Annotated in this window: 15 protein-coding genes and 1 pseudogene; 8 read left to right on the top strand and 8 right to left on the bottom strand. The window is 57.4% G+C overall.

Translation table 11 applies throughout. The features are described from left to right. Nucleotides 1–18: 18 nt before the first annotated feature. The 4 genes and pseudogenes from CPY51_RS08455 to CPY51_RS08445 form a co-directional block, all read right to left on the bottom strand. Nucleotides 19–651 (bottom strand): Gfo/Idh/MocA family protein, encoded by a 633-nt coding sequence (locus CPY51_RS08455; protein WP_338049415.1) that lies wholly within the window; start codon nt 649–651, stop codon nt 19–21. A gap of 93 nt (nt 652–744) precedes the next feature. Then, a pseudogene (locus CPY51_RS33895) lies at nt 745–989 on the bottom strand (Gfo/Idh/MocA family oxidoreductase); the annotation flags it as partial. Between the two features lie 60 nt (nt 990–1,049). Beyond that, nucleotides 1,050–2,213, bottom strand: coding sequence for an adenosylhomocysteinase (locus CPY51_RS08450; protein ID WP_111159825.1), 1,164 nt, complete (start codon nt 2,211–2,213; stop codon nt 1,050–1,052). Nucleotides 2,214–2,749: 536 nt separating this feature from the next. Next, entirely contained in the window at nt 2,750–3,532 is a 783-nt protein-coding gene (locus tag CPY51_RS08445; protein ID WP_111159824.1) for an alpha/beta fold hydrolase, read from the bottom strand. A 373-nt stretch (nt 3,533–3,905) separates the two neighbouring features. Between CPY51_RS08445 and CPY51_RS08435 the strand changes: the two genes are divergently transcribed. Beyond that, complete coding sequence (locus CPY51_RS08435; protein WP_111159822.1) at nt 3,906–4,592, top strand: GntR family transcriptional regulator; 687 nt, start codon at nt 3,906–3,908, stop codon at nt 4,590–4,592. 521 nt (nt 4,593–5,113) lie between these two features. Beyond that, entirely contained in the window at nt 5,114–5,539 is a 426-nt protein-coding gene (locus CPY51_RS34045; RefSeq protein ID WP_111159821.1) for a hypothetical protein, read from the top strand. Nucleotides 5,540–5,638: 99 nt separating this feature from the next. Here the strand turns inward: CPY51_RS34045 and CPY51_RS08425 are convergent, their stop codons facing one another. After that, nucleotides 5,639–5,944, bottom strand: coding sequence for a hypothetical protein (locus tag CPY51_RS08425; protein ID WP_111159820.1), 306 nt, complete (start codon nt 5,942–5,944; stop codon nt 5,639–5,641). A 365-nt stretch (nt 5,945–6,309) separates the two neighbouring features. On the opposite strand from CPY51_RS08425, the gene CPY51_RS32500 reads away from it, so the two are divergent. From CPY51_RS32500 to CPY51_RS08415, 3 genes are all read left to right on the top strand, one after another. After that, nucleotides 6,310–6,450, top strand: coding sequence for a hypothetical protein (locus tag CPY51_RS32500; protein ID WP_154677725.1), 141 nt, complete (start codon nt 6,310–6,312; stop codon nt 6,448–6,450). Between the two features lie 209 nt (nt 6,451–6,659). Beyond that, nucleotides 6,660–8,699: an EAL domain-containing protein gene (locus tag CPY51_RS08420; RefSeq protein ID WP_111159819.1), complete on the top strand. Its 2,040-nt coding sequence runs from the start codon at nt 6,660–6,662 to the stop codon at nt 8,697–8,699. A 72-nt stretch (nt 8,700–8,771) separates the two neighbouring features. Next, nucleotides 8,772–9,209, top strand: a complete 438-nt coding sequence (locus tag CPY51_RS08415) for a CoA-binding protein (RefSeq protein WP_111159818.1) — start codon at nt 8,772–8,774, stop codon at nt 9,207–9,209. A gap of 562 nt (nt 9,210–9,771) precedes the next feature. Here the strand turns inward: CPY51_RS08415 and CPY51_RS08405 are convergent. After that, the gene (locus CPY51_RS08405; protein ID WP_195909475.1) at nt 9,772–10,062 is read right to left on the bottom strand and encodes a winged helix-turn-helix domain-containing protein; all 291 of its coding nucleotides are present in this window, start codon (nt 10,060–10,062) and stop codon (nt 9,772–9,774) included. A gap of 462 nt (nt 10,063–10,524) precedes the next feature. Between CPY51_RS08405 and CPY51_RS08400 the strand changes: the two genes are divergently transcribed. Both CPY51_RS08400 and CPY51_RS08395 read left to right on the top strand, forming a co-directional pair. Beyond that, on the top strand, nt 10,525–10,947 hold the full coding sequence (locus tag CPY51_RS08400) for a DUF4168 domain-containing protein (protein ID WP_111159901.1): 423 nt from the start codon (nt 10,525–10,527) through the stop codon (nt 10,945–10,947). 206 nt (nt 10,948–11,153) lie between these two features. Continuing rightward, nucleotides 11,154–13,115, top strand: a complete 1,962-nt coding sequence (locus CPY51_RS08395; RefSeq protein ID WP_111159816.1) for an elongation factor G — start codon at nt 11,154–11,156, stop codon at nt 13,113–13,115. A gap of 405 nt (nt 13,116–13,520) precedes the next feature. On the opposite strand, the gene CPY51_RS08380 is transcribed toward CPY51_RS08395, so the two are convergent. Further along, on the bottom strand, nt 13,521–13,880 hold the full coding sequence (locus CPY51_RS08380) for a hypothetical protein (protein WP_244598538.1): 360 nt from the start codon (nt 13,878–13,880) through the stop codon (nt 13,521–13,523). A gap of 145 nt (nt 13,881–14,025) precedes the next feature. Then, on the bottom strand, nt 14,026–14,643 hold the full coding sequence (locus CPY51_RS08375; protein ID WP_111159813.1) for an outer membrane protein: 618 nt from the start codon (nt 14,641–14,643) through the stop codon (nt 14,026–14,028). A gap of 352 nt (nt 14,644–14,995) precedes the next feature. On the opposite strand from CPY51_RS08375, the gene CPY51_RS08370 reads away from it, so the two are divergent. After that, nucleotides 14,996–15,253: a DUF1344 domain-containing protein gene (locus CPY51_RS08370; protein ID WP_111159812.1), complete on the top strand. Its 258-nt coding sequence runs from the start codon at nt 14,996–14,998 to the stop codon at nt 15,251–15,253. Nucleotides 15,254–15,315: the final 62 nt, after the last annotated feature.

The raw sequence follows: 15,315 nt of genomic DNA, 5'->3' as shown, positions 1-15,315 counted from the left end.
GTCTCCCCCGCCTCGGGGTCATCGCGGATCGTGGCGGGGCTGTGGGATTGTTGTCCTGCAATGCTCTTCCCATGTGGTGAGCAATGCCATGATCTCGAGCGAGTCCGACAGGCGAGGGGATGGTCGGGGAGCTTGCCTCAGCCCGAGACGCAGGCATTCCTCCACCCGCATGACCTGATGTTGAAAGGCATCGTAAAGGGAGGTGACGACAATGGTTTCCGCCCCACCATCATAGAGTTGAATTTCCAGCGCATTTTCGCCGGCGATCGGCAACCACGGATTGGTACGGAAGCGCAACACGCCGCAATCGCCGTGGATGGCAAAATCGAAGCTCATCCCGTAACTGTCGGTGGACTGTATGGTGGCGAGCACACCGTTACCAAAGCGGACAAGAAGTGCCGCGTCGCAGATGTTGCCGTCGTGGCCGGATACGTTGCCGCTGCCACGCGTCACGCGGTCGGTGAAGACCTCAGCTCCAAATGCCGTTTGAACGACATACTGCAGCAGCGAAACCGGATAGCAGCCGAGATTGAAGATCGTGCCGTTGCCGAGCGGATTGACCAGCTTCCAGATGTCGGCGGCATAGGAACCGCTCACGGACCGGATTGTGCCGAGGCGTCCCGAGCGGATGATTTCGCCAACCTTTTCCATCAAGGGATGGCTGAGATACATCAGGCCTTCCAGGAAAAAGACGTCGGCGGACCGCACGGCCTGGGCGAGCCTGTCGGCATCCGCCATCGTTGTAGTCAGCGACTTTTCCGAAACGATCGCTTTGCCCCTCGAAGCCGCTTTCATGACGGCTTCGTGATGGATATTGTTTGGCAGGCCGATATAGCGACATCGATATCGAGATCGTCCAAAAGGAGATCGTAGTCGGTATAGCGTTTGGCGATGCCATGACGGTCCGCGAAGTCCGAAAGCCGACCGGCGTTGCGCCCGAATACAGTTTCGATCCGCGAACCTTCGCTCGCAGCGATAGCCTTCGCCATCGTCTCGGAAATGAAGCTCGTGCCGATGATCGCCCAGCGTAGCATCGTGTTACCTTTGTGTTATCGGTGAAGATCGAGATAGGCGGCGGCAACCATCGCATCGATATCGCGCGGGACAGGGACGACGCACATTGATGCGTCTAGCTTGCCGCTTGCCACGCGCTCAAGGCATCGGGCCTGCAATGTGAAGCCAAGGTCCATTGATTCCACCGAATTTCCAAGCGGCCTTGGGCCCGCCAGGTTGGCCATGTGTCCGCCACTCAGAATGTGAACGCGACGTCCGTCCTTCAGATGAATCGTCTGGATCCCATCCTGCCCGTAGCTGTCGACCCTCTTGACCGATGCGTCCACGCGCAGGGCCGCGACGTCGATCTCATTGGGAAAGTGCCCGCCATTGATGAGAATGACGCCGTCCTTCAGCAATCCGGTGTCTGCGGCCGTCAGAATTGCAGGATAGCCAGTCACCGTAACGATGATATCTGCCGAGCGGATCGCTTCGTCGCGCAGCGGTGTGGAGAAGCCGTCGAGATGGGCTTCAAGCGTCGTTACCGGGTCGATGTCGACCACGCTGACAGCGCTGTACGCGTTTTTGAAGCATGCCGCCGTACCCTTTCCGCAGGCGCCATAGCCGAAAACAGTCACTCGCTTGCCGTTGGTCGAGCGATTGGTGAAGCGCATGTAGCTTTCAAACAGGCTCTGGCCGACAGCATGACGGTTTTCGGCAAACTGTTTGATTGGGCTGTCGTTGATGACGAGAACCGGAAGACCAATCGCCTGGCGCATGGGTTCGAGACGAGTGCGTCCCGATGTCGTTTCCTCGGTGCCGCCGCGCAGCTTGGCGTAGGGCCGCTCGGCCACCCGCGCGAAAAGATCGCCGCCATTGTCCAGCAGAATTTCCGGATTTTGGTCGAGCAACGCGTCGATGAATCCGTGATGTGCGGCTTCATCGGTCGTCTGGCCACCGATGACCTCAATGCCTTGCGTACGCAGATAGGCAACCGTTTCGGGCTGGGTGCTGTTGAGATTGCCGGTCGCGACGAGACGGGCTCCCCCGGCCTTCAACGTCATCAGCAAAGCCACCGTTTTTGGCTCGAGATGAATGGCCGTGCCTATCGTCAGCCCCTCGAAAGGTTGCGTTCTTTCGAATTCGGTGGCGGTTTCCCGCAGCAAGGTGCAGCTTTGTCCTACCCAGTCGATGCGGGAAAGCAGGGATGAGATCGTCATGGCAAACCGGTCCTGATTGCTTCGAGGCTTCAGGACATACTAGACGGGATGATCCAGCTAGGCATAGAGAGATTAAGCCGACGGTCGCGGCAATTCCTTCCCGCGCAACTGACATCTTGCCCTCTTCGACAGGCCACGTCCGTAGCACGGCAATCGGCTTGCGGTCGCGGTCTGCAATTCAAATTGTTTTCGCTTCGCGATGTGATCCGCCAAATAGTCGGCGTCATGCCAGACGCCCCAGATGAACGGCGACGCTCTGTGCGAAAGTCACGGAGGCCCCAGAAAATAAAGTCATGGAGTAGGCTTCACACCGCGTTCATGTATGGGCCAGCCACGCTCGTCGAACTTTCCAATTTTCAGCCAACCGAAATCGAGCGCTTAGCCTGTGGCCCAGACGGTGGATCTGATACCAGCCTTCGCAGCATCGATCTCAAGGATAGGGTTGATGACACAGTCCGGGTATTTAGGTGACAACTGCTCACAGAAGCGGATCAGTCGGTCGGTAGCCACGATCTACTGTTTTGCCGCCGCTGAATTCACTCCGCGGTCTGGCCCGCCGCCTCGAGAATTAGCTGGGCGATCTCATCCGGGTGAGAGATGAGCGAGAGATGGCTCGACTTCAATTCAATGGTCTTGGCACCCATGCGTTTCGCCATAAAACGCTCGAGGTCTGGATTGATCGTACGGTCTTCCGTCGAAACGGCGTACCAACTCGGCTTTGAACGCCAGGCCGCTTGCGTGGTCTTACCGGTGAGCAGAGCCTTGTTGAACGGTTCCTGGACGGCATAGAGCACCTTTGCCTTTGCTTCGGGCAGGTCACCCGCGAAATCGTGCAGAAACGCGGCCTCGCTGAGACGACCTTCATCACCGTCGAAGACGATGCCTGCGGAGGCGGGAGGTGTGGGAAACGTCTTGGCCAATGCGGTGTAGTCTTCGCCCGCATCCGGCGCGCGCGCTGCGACATAAACCAGCGCCGACACGTTCGGGTGGACGCCGGCCTCGGTGACGATCATCCCGGAGAAGGAATGTCCGACTAGAACCGTCGGGCCGTCCTGCCTTGCGAGGACCCGCTGGACTGAGGCTACTGCTTCAGGCAGCGTCGTAAGAGGGTTTTGAACGGCCGTGGCATTGAGCCCCCCCTTTTGCAACCGCGCGATCACCTCGGACCAGCACGATCCGTCGGCGAACAGCCCATGCGCGAGGACAACGTTGCGGGCCTTCACCGGGGCGGGCGTCGCCGCTATGCCGCGGCCCGAGAGAAGGGAGGTGGCGGCACCGGCAACAAGGGCGGCTGAGAAAGAGCGTCTGGTCATCATCATGATTTGGCTTCCTTCTGCGTGGAACAGTTTCGAGAATGGATACGAGGTCGTGCTGGCTGACCGCGGAGACCCGGCGGCGTCTGTTGGTAAACAAGATATTGCCGAGAGCGGGCCTGACGCGAAGCGCTATTCGCGGCCGTCCCATTTTGCAAAAACTTCCTTCCGCGTATTCCAGCTGGGCTCTTTAGCGGTCTTGTGTGTGCAAGGCCCTGCTATCATGGGCATTGTGTATCCTTTAAAAGTAAATTGGTCAACTATTGAATACATAACATATTCGTGATAGCGATATTGTATACACGATGTGGGTCGTATGCTGGATTTGCATACACGGACGGGCGCTTTACGCGCAGGAAAGACTTCAGGAGCTTGCGGTATGACGAAGGAATTGGAAGGTGATGATGACGCTGGTGATCGAGGACTATTGTCCGATCGCATTCGCAATGCGCTCACCGACGAGATAACACAGGGGCTCCTGGAGGCTGGCGCGGCGCTGGACGAACAGCAACTTGCAGACCGCTTCGGCGCTTCGCGCACCCCGGTCCGAGAAGCGTTGCGTCAACTGGCGGTCAGCGGCCTTGTCGAGGTTCGCGGGCGGCGCGGCGTCGTTGTTGCCCGCATGACTCCCGAACGAATCATGGAGATGTTCGAGACTGTCGCCGAGATTGAGGCGATGTGCGTCAGGCTTGCCACCTACCGAATGACGCCGATCGAGCGCAGCCACCTGATTGAAATGCACGACTTGTCGGAGGCTATTGTCGAGAAGGGCGATTATGACGCCTACGACGCATTCAACCTCGAATTCCATGACAGGATCTATCACGCCACCCACAACGGCTTTCTTGCGGAACAAGCGATCGCAGTGCGCAGCAGGCTCAATGCCTTTCGACGCACGCAACTTCGCCAAGGCGAGCGCATGCGCCGATCCAGAGATGAACACGATGCCATCATGCAGGCGATAGCGGAGGGTGACGGCGAGATGGCATCTCGGCGCATGCGAGCCCATATGTTGAACGCGGCCACAGCACTCCGCCGTTTCATCGAGGCCAGCAAGCCGACGTAAATCCCCGGGGCATTGCGCGCGAACCCGCTAGGGGAAACCTTGCCGCGTTGGCAAGCAGGGATGAGCATACCCACAACACGCTGACACCCATCGAGGCGATCGTCGGAATAAGCCGCCTGATCTACCGCCAATCTGATTGGTGTTAGTGGGCTACTCAAGCAAAGTCCGGGAACTAAAGGCTGGCAGTCGCCAAAGCGGATGTCGAATTCCCAACTGATCCGGAGCAAGGGAGGGCGGCGCTGTTTATCTTCCGAGCAGATCCGCGAACAATCTCGCTGGCGCGCTTGGGAGACGCTTTTCGTCCAGAGCATTTGATCGATACCAGGAGACAAGCCTGTCACGGCCTTGCTCCATCGCTCAAGCGGCAAGAACCGCAATGCATTGCGTCGGAGATCTTGTCAGGGCGCTGCCGCGGGTGTTGAAGACTTCGTGTTTTCAAGCTTGATCTAGCATCGGCGCATCGTTGCGAACGGCAAAGGTACTGACGGGCGTTGCCGGTACCGCCGGAGAGTTTGAGCCATATGGTGCTCGACCCTCATGGCGATCTCTGCAGTTGCGGTACTCGTGGTTGTCTTGAGCTCCGTTGCAGTGGCGCGACGGTGTTGAACGTCGCTGAGGCGCTTGGCTGGGGCCATCTCGATGGCAGATTTCGTCGCGGCGGCGCGGGCGATATCGGCTTCCACGCCTGCTTGAAGATGCCGGCGAAGCTGCCGACGGTTTGGCGCAGGTTGGCACCATCATCAACCCGGGCCTGTTCGTCACTAGTGGTGGTCTGGCCGCCGCGGGCGAAATGCCTCGCTCCGATGAGGTCCAGTCACGCGAAATACACTCTGGTGAAGCCGGGCGATGTAGAAGGTTCCGCGCCGCAATTTGCGATCGGAAGGTTTCTTGACGACTGCATGGGCGCCGTCGGTCTCATATTGCGCCACCATGGGCGCCTAGCATAGCAGTTCGATGCTTGGATCTCGGCAAATGCCCAAATGGGCGCGTGCAAGTATGCCAAAAATGACGAACCCGGCTCGCTTTCGGCCGGGTTCTTTCGGTTGCTAGTCACAACGACGAATTGTCTTGGTGACTTCAGAGCCGTCATCCGTCTGGCGTGTCATGGTCTTGGTCGAGCACCTGTCACGATTGCGATAGTGGTCACGTTGCTCGGCAGAACCAAAGGTAACGCCGCGGTCGTTGATAACGATACCCGGCCGATGACGATGATGACGATACCCATTGTCGTTGTTGTATCCGTCGTCATAGTAGCGCTGACCGGTGACAAAAACGTCGTCGGCCAATGCTGGCAAAGCAACGGAACCGGCTGTTAGCACTGCCATCGTACAGGCGAGAATGGCGTTTCTCATAGAATATCCTCCTAATTGGATACCTGTACAACAACTGGGCAGCAACATTGTTCCCATATTCAAAGCGGCCGCTCGATCATATTCCAGGGATCGTCGACCGGGATGCCTGGACTGATTTTGGCAAATTGATTGCACCCAGGGCGGCCTGTAGGGTTTCATGCGAACCCTAACGAGCGTCCAGGAAACCGCCAGTAGGCCATTGTTCAGCATCGATTCCGTCGTGTCGGACGCAGGGCTCCCAGGCGTCCATGTAATCCGATCCCTCTCAAAAATATTTAGCAAACATTTCCCGGTCAGCGTTAAAATGATTTGATGGCCACCCTCGGTTTGACAAAGACTAGTGCTACGAGGGCAATGGGTGGTCGGTGAATGACATCAGCGCTGGCGTGACCGTTGTGCTGAATGGTCGAGAACTCAGCGCCCTCGATCTCGAAGGCGCACATGATCTATGCGAGCTGCTGAACCTCGACGATATCCTGAGAAACATAAAGGTTACCCTTCAGTGACCGCCTGTCAGACATACCAAGGATAGTGTGTCCAAGGGGGAAGCCGATGGACGAGACGAGGTTGCAACGACGCCATGTGCATGACGGTCGGTAGAAATGCTCGATGTCCGCCGGACAGCTTTTGGACGCCGAATAAGCATTCATTAAGTGTTATCGCATTAAGCGCATTCTAGGCTTGCGTGTACTCGCTGTTCTTGCAAGGGTAGATTATGTTCAATTCCTCTCAGGTTATTCTGGATAATGTGTCGCAGGGCATTGCGGTTCTGGACGCCGACCTAAGATTGACGCTTTTCAACGATCGACTGAAGGAATTGCTGCGGCCCCCTGAGGGAGTGATCTACACTGGCGTCAGTGCGAAAACGATCGCCGCACTGATCCCGGTCCATGCTCACTCGTCGCAATCGTCCTCGGGCGAAAGCGAGAATTGGCTGACAAAGCTCCACACATGCCTAACGCCATTCCACCAAGAGGTCGTCGTTGACGGGCGGGTGGTCTTGATGACCTCCATCCCTACAAGTGACGGTGGGTGGTTGATCACATTCGACGACATCTCAGCGCTTTCAGGCATGAAAAAAGAGCTAGCAGATCAGAATAGCCGTTTCGATGCAGCGTTAAGCAATATGCCGCATGGATTGTGCATGTTTGACGCCGACAAAAATCTGTTGTTGTGCAACATTGCGTACGCTCGACTGTACGATCTGCCGGAGCTTTTAACGCTGCGCGGGACATCCCTTACGCAGATCCTCGACTATCGCCAGATAACCGGCAATGCGCCCGCCCGTCGGGATACATATTTCGATGTCGTCATCGAAGCCGCGCTCAAGGGCTCCACTGCCAGCCAAAACATCTCGCTGGCGGATGGCAGAGTGATAAAAATCTCGCATCAGCCGATGGTAAACGGCGGTTATGTTGCGACGCATGAAGACGTCACTGAGGCCGTGCGCGCCGAAGAACAGATCAAACACATGGCGGGTCATGACCCGCTGACCGGATTGCCCAATCGAACGCTCTTGCGGGAGAAACTGGATAGAGAACTAGCCCGTGGCGGCGATGGAAATGCCATCGCGCTCTTGTGTTTGGATTTGGACCACTTCAAGGACGTAAACGATACGTTGGGACATGCCGTGGGCGACCTCTTACTTAAGGAGGTCACGGAGAGACTGAAGAGCTGCTTGCGTGAGGGCGACAACATCGCTCGACTGGGCGGCGACGAGTTCGTGGTCTTCCAGAGATGTGTTCAAACAAGACGACAAGCGTCATCCCTTGCGCAAAGACTTGTCGACGCCATTGGTGAAACCTTTAAAATCGACGGTCACACCATTCATATCGGCGTCAGCATCGGCATCGCAACTGCGCCGGATGACGGTGACGCCGCCGATGTCTTGCTGAGGCATGCGGATACCGCTCTGTACAGAGCGAAATCAAGCGGTCGCAGCACCTATTGCTTCTTTGAGCCGGCCATGGATGCCAATATCCAGGTGCGGCGCAAGCTCGAGGTCGATCTTCGCCACGCACTGGTGGCCAGGCAGTTCGAAATCTACTACCAGCCGCAAGTCGATACCGCGACCGAACAGATAATCGGCTTTGAAGCACTTTTGCGTTGGAACCACCCCGAACGTGGCTTGGTTTCACCCGATGAATTCATTCCATTGGCGGAGGAGACCGGCTTGATTGTGCCCATCGGGGAATGGGTCTTGCGTCAAGCCTGTAAAGATGCTGCACATTGGCCAGCGCCTATCAGCATAGCGGTAAACCTTTCCCCGCTTCAGTTCAGAAGTCAGACGCTTGCACACACAGTTGTTTCGGCCCTTACCGAGTCCGGTTTGTCAGCCTCCCGGCTTGAACTCGAGATCACGGAATCCGTCCTCCTGACCAACAGCGAGGCAGCCTTGGCGACCCTGCATCATATCAGGAGTCTTGGCGTTCGGATTGCGATGGATGATTTCGGCACCGGGTATTCGTCGCTGAGCTATTTGAGGCTTTTCCCGTTCGACAAGATCAAGATTGACCAATCCTTCATTCGCGAGCTTGGGCATTCCAGGGATTGCGCCGCCATCGTGAAGGCCGTGGTCGACCTCGGCACCAGCCTTGGCATCACGACGACCGCTGAGGGTGTCGAGACAACCGAGCAGCTGCGCCGGGTGAGGGAACAGGGTTGCAGCGAAATCCAGGGGTACCTGTTCGGAAAGCCTCTACCGCTGAGCAGCGTTAACGAAGTTCTACGCCGACTTTCGGCGAGTGCTGCCTGAGCTTAACGCGAGTTCAGCGCCGACGAAGCAGCAATCCTATGTTGGAACGACGTCAACCGGGAGGAGACTTCAATGAACCACGATCACTATTCCGACGACTATCTGGCTGGCCTTCTTTCTTCTGTCAAAAATGTCGCTGTGGTCGGCGCGTCCGTGTGGGACGACAGGCCGAGCCATTGGATCTGCGGATTTCTGCTTGGCAAGGGTTATCACGTTTTCCCCGTCAATCCGGCCTACGAGGGGCAGACGCTTATGGGGCAGAAAGTCTACGCACATCTTGGCGACATCTGCGACCATATCGACATGGTCGACGTCTTCCGCCCTGCGGGCGACTTCGCCGGCGTTGTAGACGAAGTACTTGCCCTCGCGGATAGGCCACACGTGATCTGGGGTCAGTTGACCGTCCGCGACGATACGGCAGCACGCAAGGCCGAAGAGGCAGGGTTGAAAGTTGTCATGGACAGGGCACTCGCTGTCGAGTACGCGCTCGTGCATCTTGCACATCATTGACCGACCAGGAGCCGCTGGATCTGGACATTGTCTCCTTTTATACCATTCCGCCTGACGAGGCGGCTCTCTGTTAAGTCGATACAACTGATTTGGCACAACAGGGGGGAGGCGATGACCATCACGGCAATCAAAATCATGCAGGATCGGAAAAAATGTCCGATGCCTATGAACTGACTACTTCATTCAGAAGCAGGCCATCACAAGAACCGACGCGGTACGGATTCTCAAGCTATATCGATCCGACCGAGACGCCTGCGACCGCGCCGCCCATCACCTCAAAGGGTCACTCTCCGCCCACAATGTCAGCCCGCCAACACCTTGAACCAGTCTGCCATCTCATTTGCGGACGAGATTCATGACGAGAGCGACGAGCGCCTCTCTGAAATGCGTGTGTGAGAGCACCAAGAGATCTGAACTTTCGTCCCCGTCCGGCGAATAATCATGTCGAGCGCAGGCCTCCTGAAAGAGATTGATGAGAACGGCGATGGAGGCTTCTCCGGGGCGCACGCTATCAAATGAGGGCATGCTTCGTCCTCGAGTGACACGTTGGTTCAGTTGTTGATCACGCGGGTCGCAACAGCTGCGCGTCGTCTGTGGGGGACCACTTTGATTTCCCCAGCGGAATGCCGGTCAGGCGTTCATATTCTGTCCCGGCGGGACCATAGGTGCCTTGGCTGAGGCCGATAAGCCCTTGGCGGTCCTTGACGAAAATTTCGCCCCGCTGAGATTTGATGAAGCGCCTCGGTTGGAGAATTTGCAGCGCCACCGTTACGCCCGGCCGACGGTCGAGCATCATTGCAAGAAATTCGTGGGTCACATAGAAGCTGCCGGTGTCGACACGGTCATGGACCATGAGCAGCCCACCGCGCTAGCCGCTCTTCCAGTTTGATCTGACTGTTCGCCCCCTGGCGCTGGATCAGCTTGATGCTGAAGGCGCGAGTGATTGCCGTTTGGCCAGCCACCGCCAAATGGAATTCCCACGCGCCGAAGCAATTGCTCGCGAGAGATGACGCAAACTTGTCGTTCAGATCGATGCAGCGCTGCGGCCAGGAAATCGGCGGCCGTCGCCTCGATCCGACCTTGCGCCGCATGGCCATATTTTGGAGGCCGTCGACGTTGCAGCCGCCGTCTTTCGCTGAAGCGGTCACGTGGTGTGCCATAAAGTCGCCGCTCAATGGTCAGCAGATCACCTCGCTGTTGCCACGCGGCCATCGCCTGAGCGTCGCATGGTTGCCAGATCGCACCCCAACCCCAACCCACGGCCAGAGCAAGGCAATATGCCGCCGTTCACGCCGTACAATCCAAAGGAATGAATATGATCACCCGCCATACCCGTGCTGCATCGTTGAGCGCTGCTGCCTTCAGCTTGATCTTTCTCGGCAATGCCGCATTCGCACAGGAGAAGGCTCAAGAGCGGCCGCCGATCCCCGGGCAAGTAGACAGCAATGGCGCTGGTGCAGCCATCAGCGATCAGAAAATCGAAGCCTTTGCGGTCGCCTATCTCCACGTCGACAAGGTCCGGCAGGACTATTCGGCCAAGCTTGGAGCAACGCCGGACGCGGCGGCGAAACAAAAGCTACAGACTGAAGCCAGCAAACAAATGGTGCAGTCCGTGGAGGCCACTCCGGGCATATCGGTGGATGAATATAGCGCCATTCTAACAGCGGCGCAGAACGATCCGGCAGTCGCCAAGAGAGTTCAGGAAAAGCTCCAGAAATCCGCGCCCGCCCAGCCGTAAGCGGTGCCTGGGATTTGTGCTCCGAGCATTGCCCAGCCGAAAAGACTGCGCTCACAGCGAGCCTGTCATTTTCTGTTTGGTTCGGGCTTACCTCCCCTGAAGCGGTCAAAAGGCCGCTTCAGCAATCGCGCCTCTAGCGCCTTGCAGCCGTTCAGGGCATCCTGTGATAGCCGAAAATGGTACTTTTGGCAGTTGGAGGAATGCCGATGCGCTGCTTTACCGTACTTGGACCCTCGCAGACCGGAAAATCGACGGTCGTGGGAAAGCTCAGCTCCCTGGAGGGGGCGCCCAGAAAATCCACATCTCCTTATGGACTGAATCTGACAGCATTCACCTCGGGAAACGAGGCCTGGTGTGCATTGGATACGCCAGGACCCAACGAAGCGTTGGCGCATGCACAGCACGCTCTTCTTGCCAGCGACATTTGCATCCTGTGTGTTTCACCGGCACCCAAGGAGGCTGTGCTTGCCGCGCCCCATCTGCGGATAATCGAGGCCTCGGGGACGCCTTGCATCATCTTCGTCAACCGGATGGACGAACCGAGAGGACGGCTCAGGGACGTGATCGCAGCGCTTCAAGACTACGCGAACCACACCCTTCTGCTTCGCCAGATCCCGATACGCGAGGGGGACAGGATCGTAGGCAGTTGCGATCTGATCTCGGAACGGGCGTGGCGCTACCGGGAAGGTCAGACTTCCGCGCTGATCGAAATTCCCGAAAGCGCCACCGACCGCGAGCACGAAGCGCGCACCGAACTCCTCGAACACCTGTCGGAATTCGATGACTGGCTTCTCGAGGAGCTGATCGAGGACCGTGAGCCACCTAGCAACGCGCTGTATGCCATTTCATCACGGATTCTCAAGGAAAACAGGATTATCCCAGTCCTGATCGGTGCCGCAAGTCATGGCAACGGCATCATGAGGCTAATGAAGGCGCTGCGCCACGAGGCACCACCGGTAGGGACACTTCGGCAACGTCTTGCTCAGGCCGGCGCTGTAGATGAAGGCAAGGTGATGGCGGTGAGCTTCCATGCCTTTTATCGCCAGAATGTCGGCAAGACCGTCCTCGTGCGCGCACTTTGCGAGGGACTGCGGCAAGGCGCGTCGCTGGGGGGCTCCAGCCTCGGCGCCTTACAGGATCCCGCAAGTGGGCGGTCAACTTCGGCCATTGTGCCAGCGCGGGGGGATGTCTTCGCGGCGGTCAAATCCGACCACCTGCGCGTGCCTTCGCTGTTGACCCGCGACGCGGTGGTCGCTCCGCCTGAGTGGACGGAACCACCCACGCCAATGCTTGAAAGAATACTGATTCCGGGCAGCGAGCGCGAGGAAACCAAACTCTCCGAAACGCTCGCAAAGCTTTCCGAGACTGATCGGGGCCTGATAGTCTTGCAGGAGGAAGGCACCGGCGCCCAGCTCGTCTGCACCCAGGGGCCCGTGCATCTGCGTGATCTCTGCCGAACACTGTCCGATGTGTTTCACATCGCTGTGACCGACCAAACGCCCAGCCCAATCTATCGCGAGACAATCACGAAACCATCGGAGGTGCACTACCGCCATCGCAAACAGACTGGCGGCGCAGGGCAATTCGCGGATGTGAAGCTGAGCATTCACCCGAACGGGCGTGGCCACGGCTTCACCTTTGGCGAAACCATCAAGGGCGGCGTCGTCCCGCGCAACTACATCCCGGCCGTCGAAGCGGGCGCGCGCGAAGCGATGGAGAAGGGACCGCTCGGCTTTCAGGTCATTGATGTCGGCGTGACGCTGTCCGACGGGCAACACCATGCCGTCGACAGTTCGGAACACGCCTTCCGGACTGCGTCGAAAATGGGGGTGCGTCAAGCGCTTTCCGAAGGATCAACCGTCCTGATGCAGCCGGTCTTCCGCGGCGAAATTCACGTCCCCTCAGTATATTCGGGCAGCCTCGTCCAGATCGTCTCTGCTCTCAACGGCCAGATTCTCGGCTTCGATCGGGATGAAACCGTCAAGGGATGGGACATTTTCCGGGCACTCGTGCCAGGCGCCGCACTTGCCGATCTGGCGCGGGCGCTGCGCTCGGCGACGCAGGGCATTGGTTATTTTTCCAAGACCTTCGATCATTTCGAGGAGCTTTACGGGAAGGAGGCGGATGCCGTGATGAGGGCGCACGAGGCACTGCGCCAAGCCCATTGAAGCGCTCGCGGCGCTTGACGGGCATTCCTACAGGCTCATTGACTCTGCGGGATCGATGCCTGGGGCAATCGCGCTTTCCAACTGGCTGTGAATCCGCACCGACGGAACGTCCTTTCGCTTGGCTGCTTGCCGGGCTGTGGCCAGCGCAGGATCTAACCCCGACACTATCGAGCACGACAGCTTTTCCGTCACGCACTCTATGATTTGCATGGGAGTGTGGGGCATGATTATGCTCGTCCATCTTAAAATTGCTGCCAAGAAAAGAATTCATCGACAACACTTTCAAAGCGCGCCGTATCGCCCACTCTTTTTATAGCGTCAGCGACAAACTGGATTGCGTCAAACGCAAACGCCGAGCGCTGGGTCGGCATCAAGCCGGATTTTGCGAAGACGGCCCTGCCAACATCAGGCCTGCTTGCTCGCGCCGTCAGAAACATCATCGGCGATAAGCGAAAGATAATGCCGCATCGCTTTCCTAAACTTTGCGTCCCAGACACTTTCTGCAACGGCGAGATTTTGGTCTTGAATTGCCTCGTATAAGGCCACGACGTATTTCTCAGCATCGCCGCGGCGGCCTGTATAGACGATACCCAACAGATTGTTGAAGCGTCTGACATCACCGGTCAGCTCTGAAAAATCGCGAACAGTGCGTTGCAATCCCGTGGCGTCGATAATTGCCTGCTGAAATTCCAGATCGTTGCAGACGGTGCTTGCCTGGTCCTCGAGATCGGCAAACTTAACGGCATTATGTGCGAGCTTTTCCAATCCGCTTCAGGTCAATCGGGCTCAGGCGCCGTCCGGAAGAAGATTGGTCAAGGCGACGGCTTCTACTTTCGCACCGTCGCAACCAATTTCTTGTGCCATGCTAGATTGCCGACCCGGCTTGCTCAAATTCAGGCTGCCGCACGTCTCAGAACTTGTAGCTTGCGCCGAAGATGACCTTTTGGTGACTGGGGCTGAAATCACCAAGACCGGAACCAAAATCCTTCTTACCGAAATCGGAATAGCGATATTCGCCGCGGACGAGAATATGGTCGGTCAAAGCATGCCCGACGCCACCACCGGCTGTCCAGCCGATCAGGATATCGTCCTTCTTTCCAATCGCCGGAGCGTCAACCTTGCCGCCTGTCGCAGCGATACCTGCAGTTGCGTAGAATAGCGTTCGATCCAGGGCATAGCCGACACGGCCACGGCCAGACGCGTCCCACTGAAGATCGGTTTCGGTGCCCTTTTCGAAATTGTAGTTGAAGTCGTTCTCAATGCCGTAAACGATGTTTCCAGTCTGGAAGTTATAGCCTGCATGAGCCCCGAGCGAACCTCTGTCGAGATTTTGCTCCGTGCCTAGATATTTTGCTATGTCCCAGGAATATCCTCCCTGAACACCGAGGTAGAGACCGGACCAATCATAGGCCGAATAAGCTGATTGTTGGGGTTGCGGCGCCGAATTCTCGGGCGCCACGTCAGCGGCCATAGCGGGCGCAACTGAGGAGAGAGCCAAGACGGCGACTGAGAATATCCTGATATGCATTATTGAGATGCCTCATCTTTGTTCTGCAAAAGAGGAGGCGCTTGCGAAACGCATCAGCCGTCCTCGTGACGCCCTACTATGTGTCAGGCCCACGTTGCGGAATGTCTTTTCATATTAAGTTATGTTGCAGGGGGCGATGACGGCCGGGCGGGTCATCGTCGCGCAATTGAAGGAACATCGATCACCGCGTTGAGCCGAGCCACGGCTTGTCCGCGACCAACGAGAAATCCGGAAGCTTACAGATTGGTATGGCTACGGACAGGGACCCGAGAGAATTTCCGAGTATTCTGGCGCGGCTCAATTGGCCTATCAATCGGCTAGACGGCTGAGCCCACATTGAAAGGAGCGAGTTATGAAATATGCGATCTTTGCAGCAGCTATTCTGCTTTTATGCCCGCTTGCCGAGGGGGCTTCCGCGGCTGGAGTGAGCGGAACGATCAAGAGCGTGAACAGAGCAAAAGACAGCTTTACGCTCGTTGGCGGCACCGTCTTTCATCTTCCGGAGGGCATCGAGGTGGAAACGCTGAAGCCCGGCGAGAAAATATCGGTTACCTTCACGACGTCCAAAAAAGGGATACACAACGTCTCTGCAGTGCGGGCAATCCGCTAAACTACGCCGCGGGTTAGGTGATGACGATCTTTCGGTGTCGCCAACGTCTATCTCGGCAATCG

Origin of the sequence: Arminella tubonensis, assembly GCF_003240585.1 — a bacterium.
Taxonomy (GTDB): Bacteria; Pseudomonadota; Alphaproteobacteria; order Rhizobiales; family Rhizobiaceae; genus Rhizobium; species Rhizobium tubonense.
The sequence above is the reverse complement of the archived record's forward strand: the minus strand, read 5'-3'. Positions and strand labels throughout refer to the sequence as shown.

Bases quoted from the DNA above. Each gene is read 5' to 3' on its own strand.
- CPY51_RS08455 (WP_338049415.1), bottom strand. From the start codon at position 651: ATGGAAAAGGTTGGCGAAATCATCCGCTCGGGACGCCTCGGCACAATC.
- CPY51_RS08450 (WP_111159825.1), bottom strand. From the start codon at position 2,213: ATGACGATCTCATCCCTGCTTTCCCGCATCGACTGGGTAGGACAAAGC.
- CPY51_RS08445 (WP_111159824.1), bottom strand. From the start codon at position 3,532: ATGATGATGACCAGACGCTCTTTCTCAGCCGCCCTTGTTGCCGGTGCC.
- CPY51_RS08435 (WP_111159822.1), top strand. From the start codon at position 3,906: ATGACGAAGGAATTGGAAGGTGATGATGACGCTGGTGATCGAGGACTA.
- CPY51_RS34045 (WP_111159821.1), top strand. From the start codon at position 5,114: ATGGTGCTCGACCCTCATGGCGATCTCTGCAGTTGCGGTACTCGTGGT.
- CPY51_RS08425 (WP_111159820.1), bottom strand. From the start codon at position 5,944: ATGAGAAACGCCATTCTCGCCTGTACGATGGCAGTGCTAACAGCCGGT.
- CPY51_RS08420 (WP_111159819.1), top strand. From the start codon at position 6,660: ATGTTCAATTCCTCTCAGGTTATTCTGGATAATGTGTCGCAGGGCATT.
- CPY51_RS08415 (WP_111159818.1), top strand. From the start codon at position 8,772: ATGAACCACGATCACTATTCCGACGACTATCTGGCTGGCCTTCTTTCT.
- CPY51_RS08405 (WP_195909475.1), bottom strand. From the start codon at position 10,062: ATGGTCCATGACCGTGTCGACACCGGCAGCTTCTATGTGACCCACGAA.
- CPY51_RS08400 (WP_111159901.1), top strand. From the start codon at position 10,525: ATGATCACCCGCCATACCCGTGCTGCATCGTTGAGCGCTGCTGCCTTC.
- CPY51_RS08395 (WP_111159816.1), top strand. From the start codon at position 11,154: ATGCGCTGCTTTACCGTACTTGGACCCTCGCAGACCGGAAAATCGACG.
- CPY51_RS08375 (WP_111159813.1), bottom strand. From the start codon at position 14,643: ATGCATATCAGGATATTCTCAGTCGCCGTCTTGGCTCTCTCCTCAGTT.
- CPY51_RS08370 (WP_111159812.1), top strand. From the start codon at position 14,996: ATGAAATATGCGATCTTTGCAGCAGCTATTCTGCTTTTATGCCCGCTT.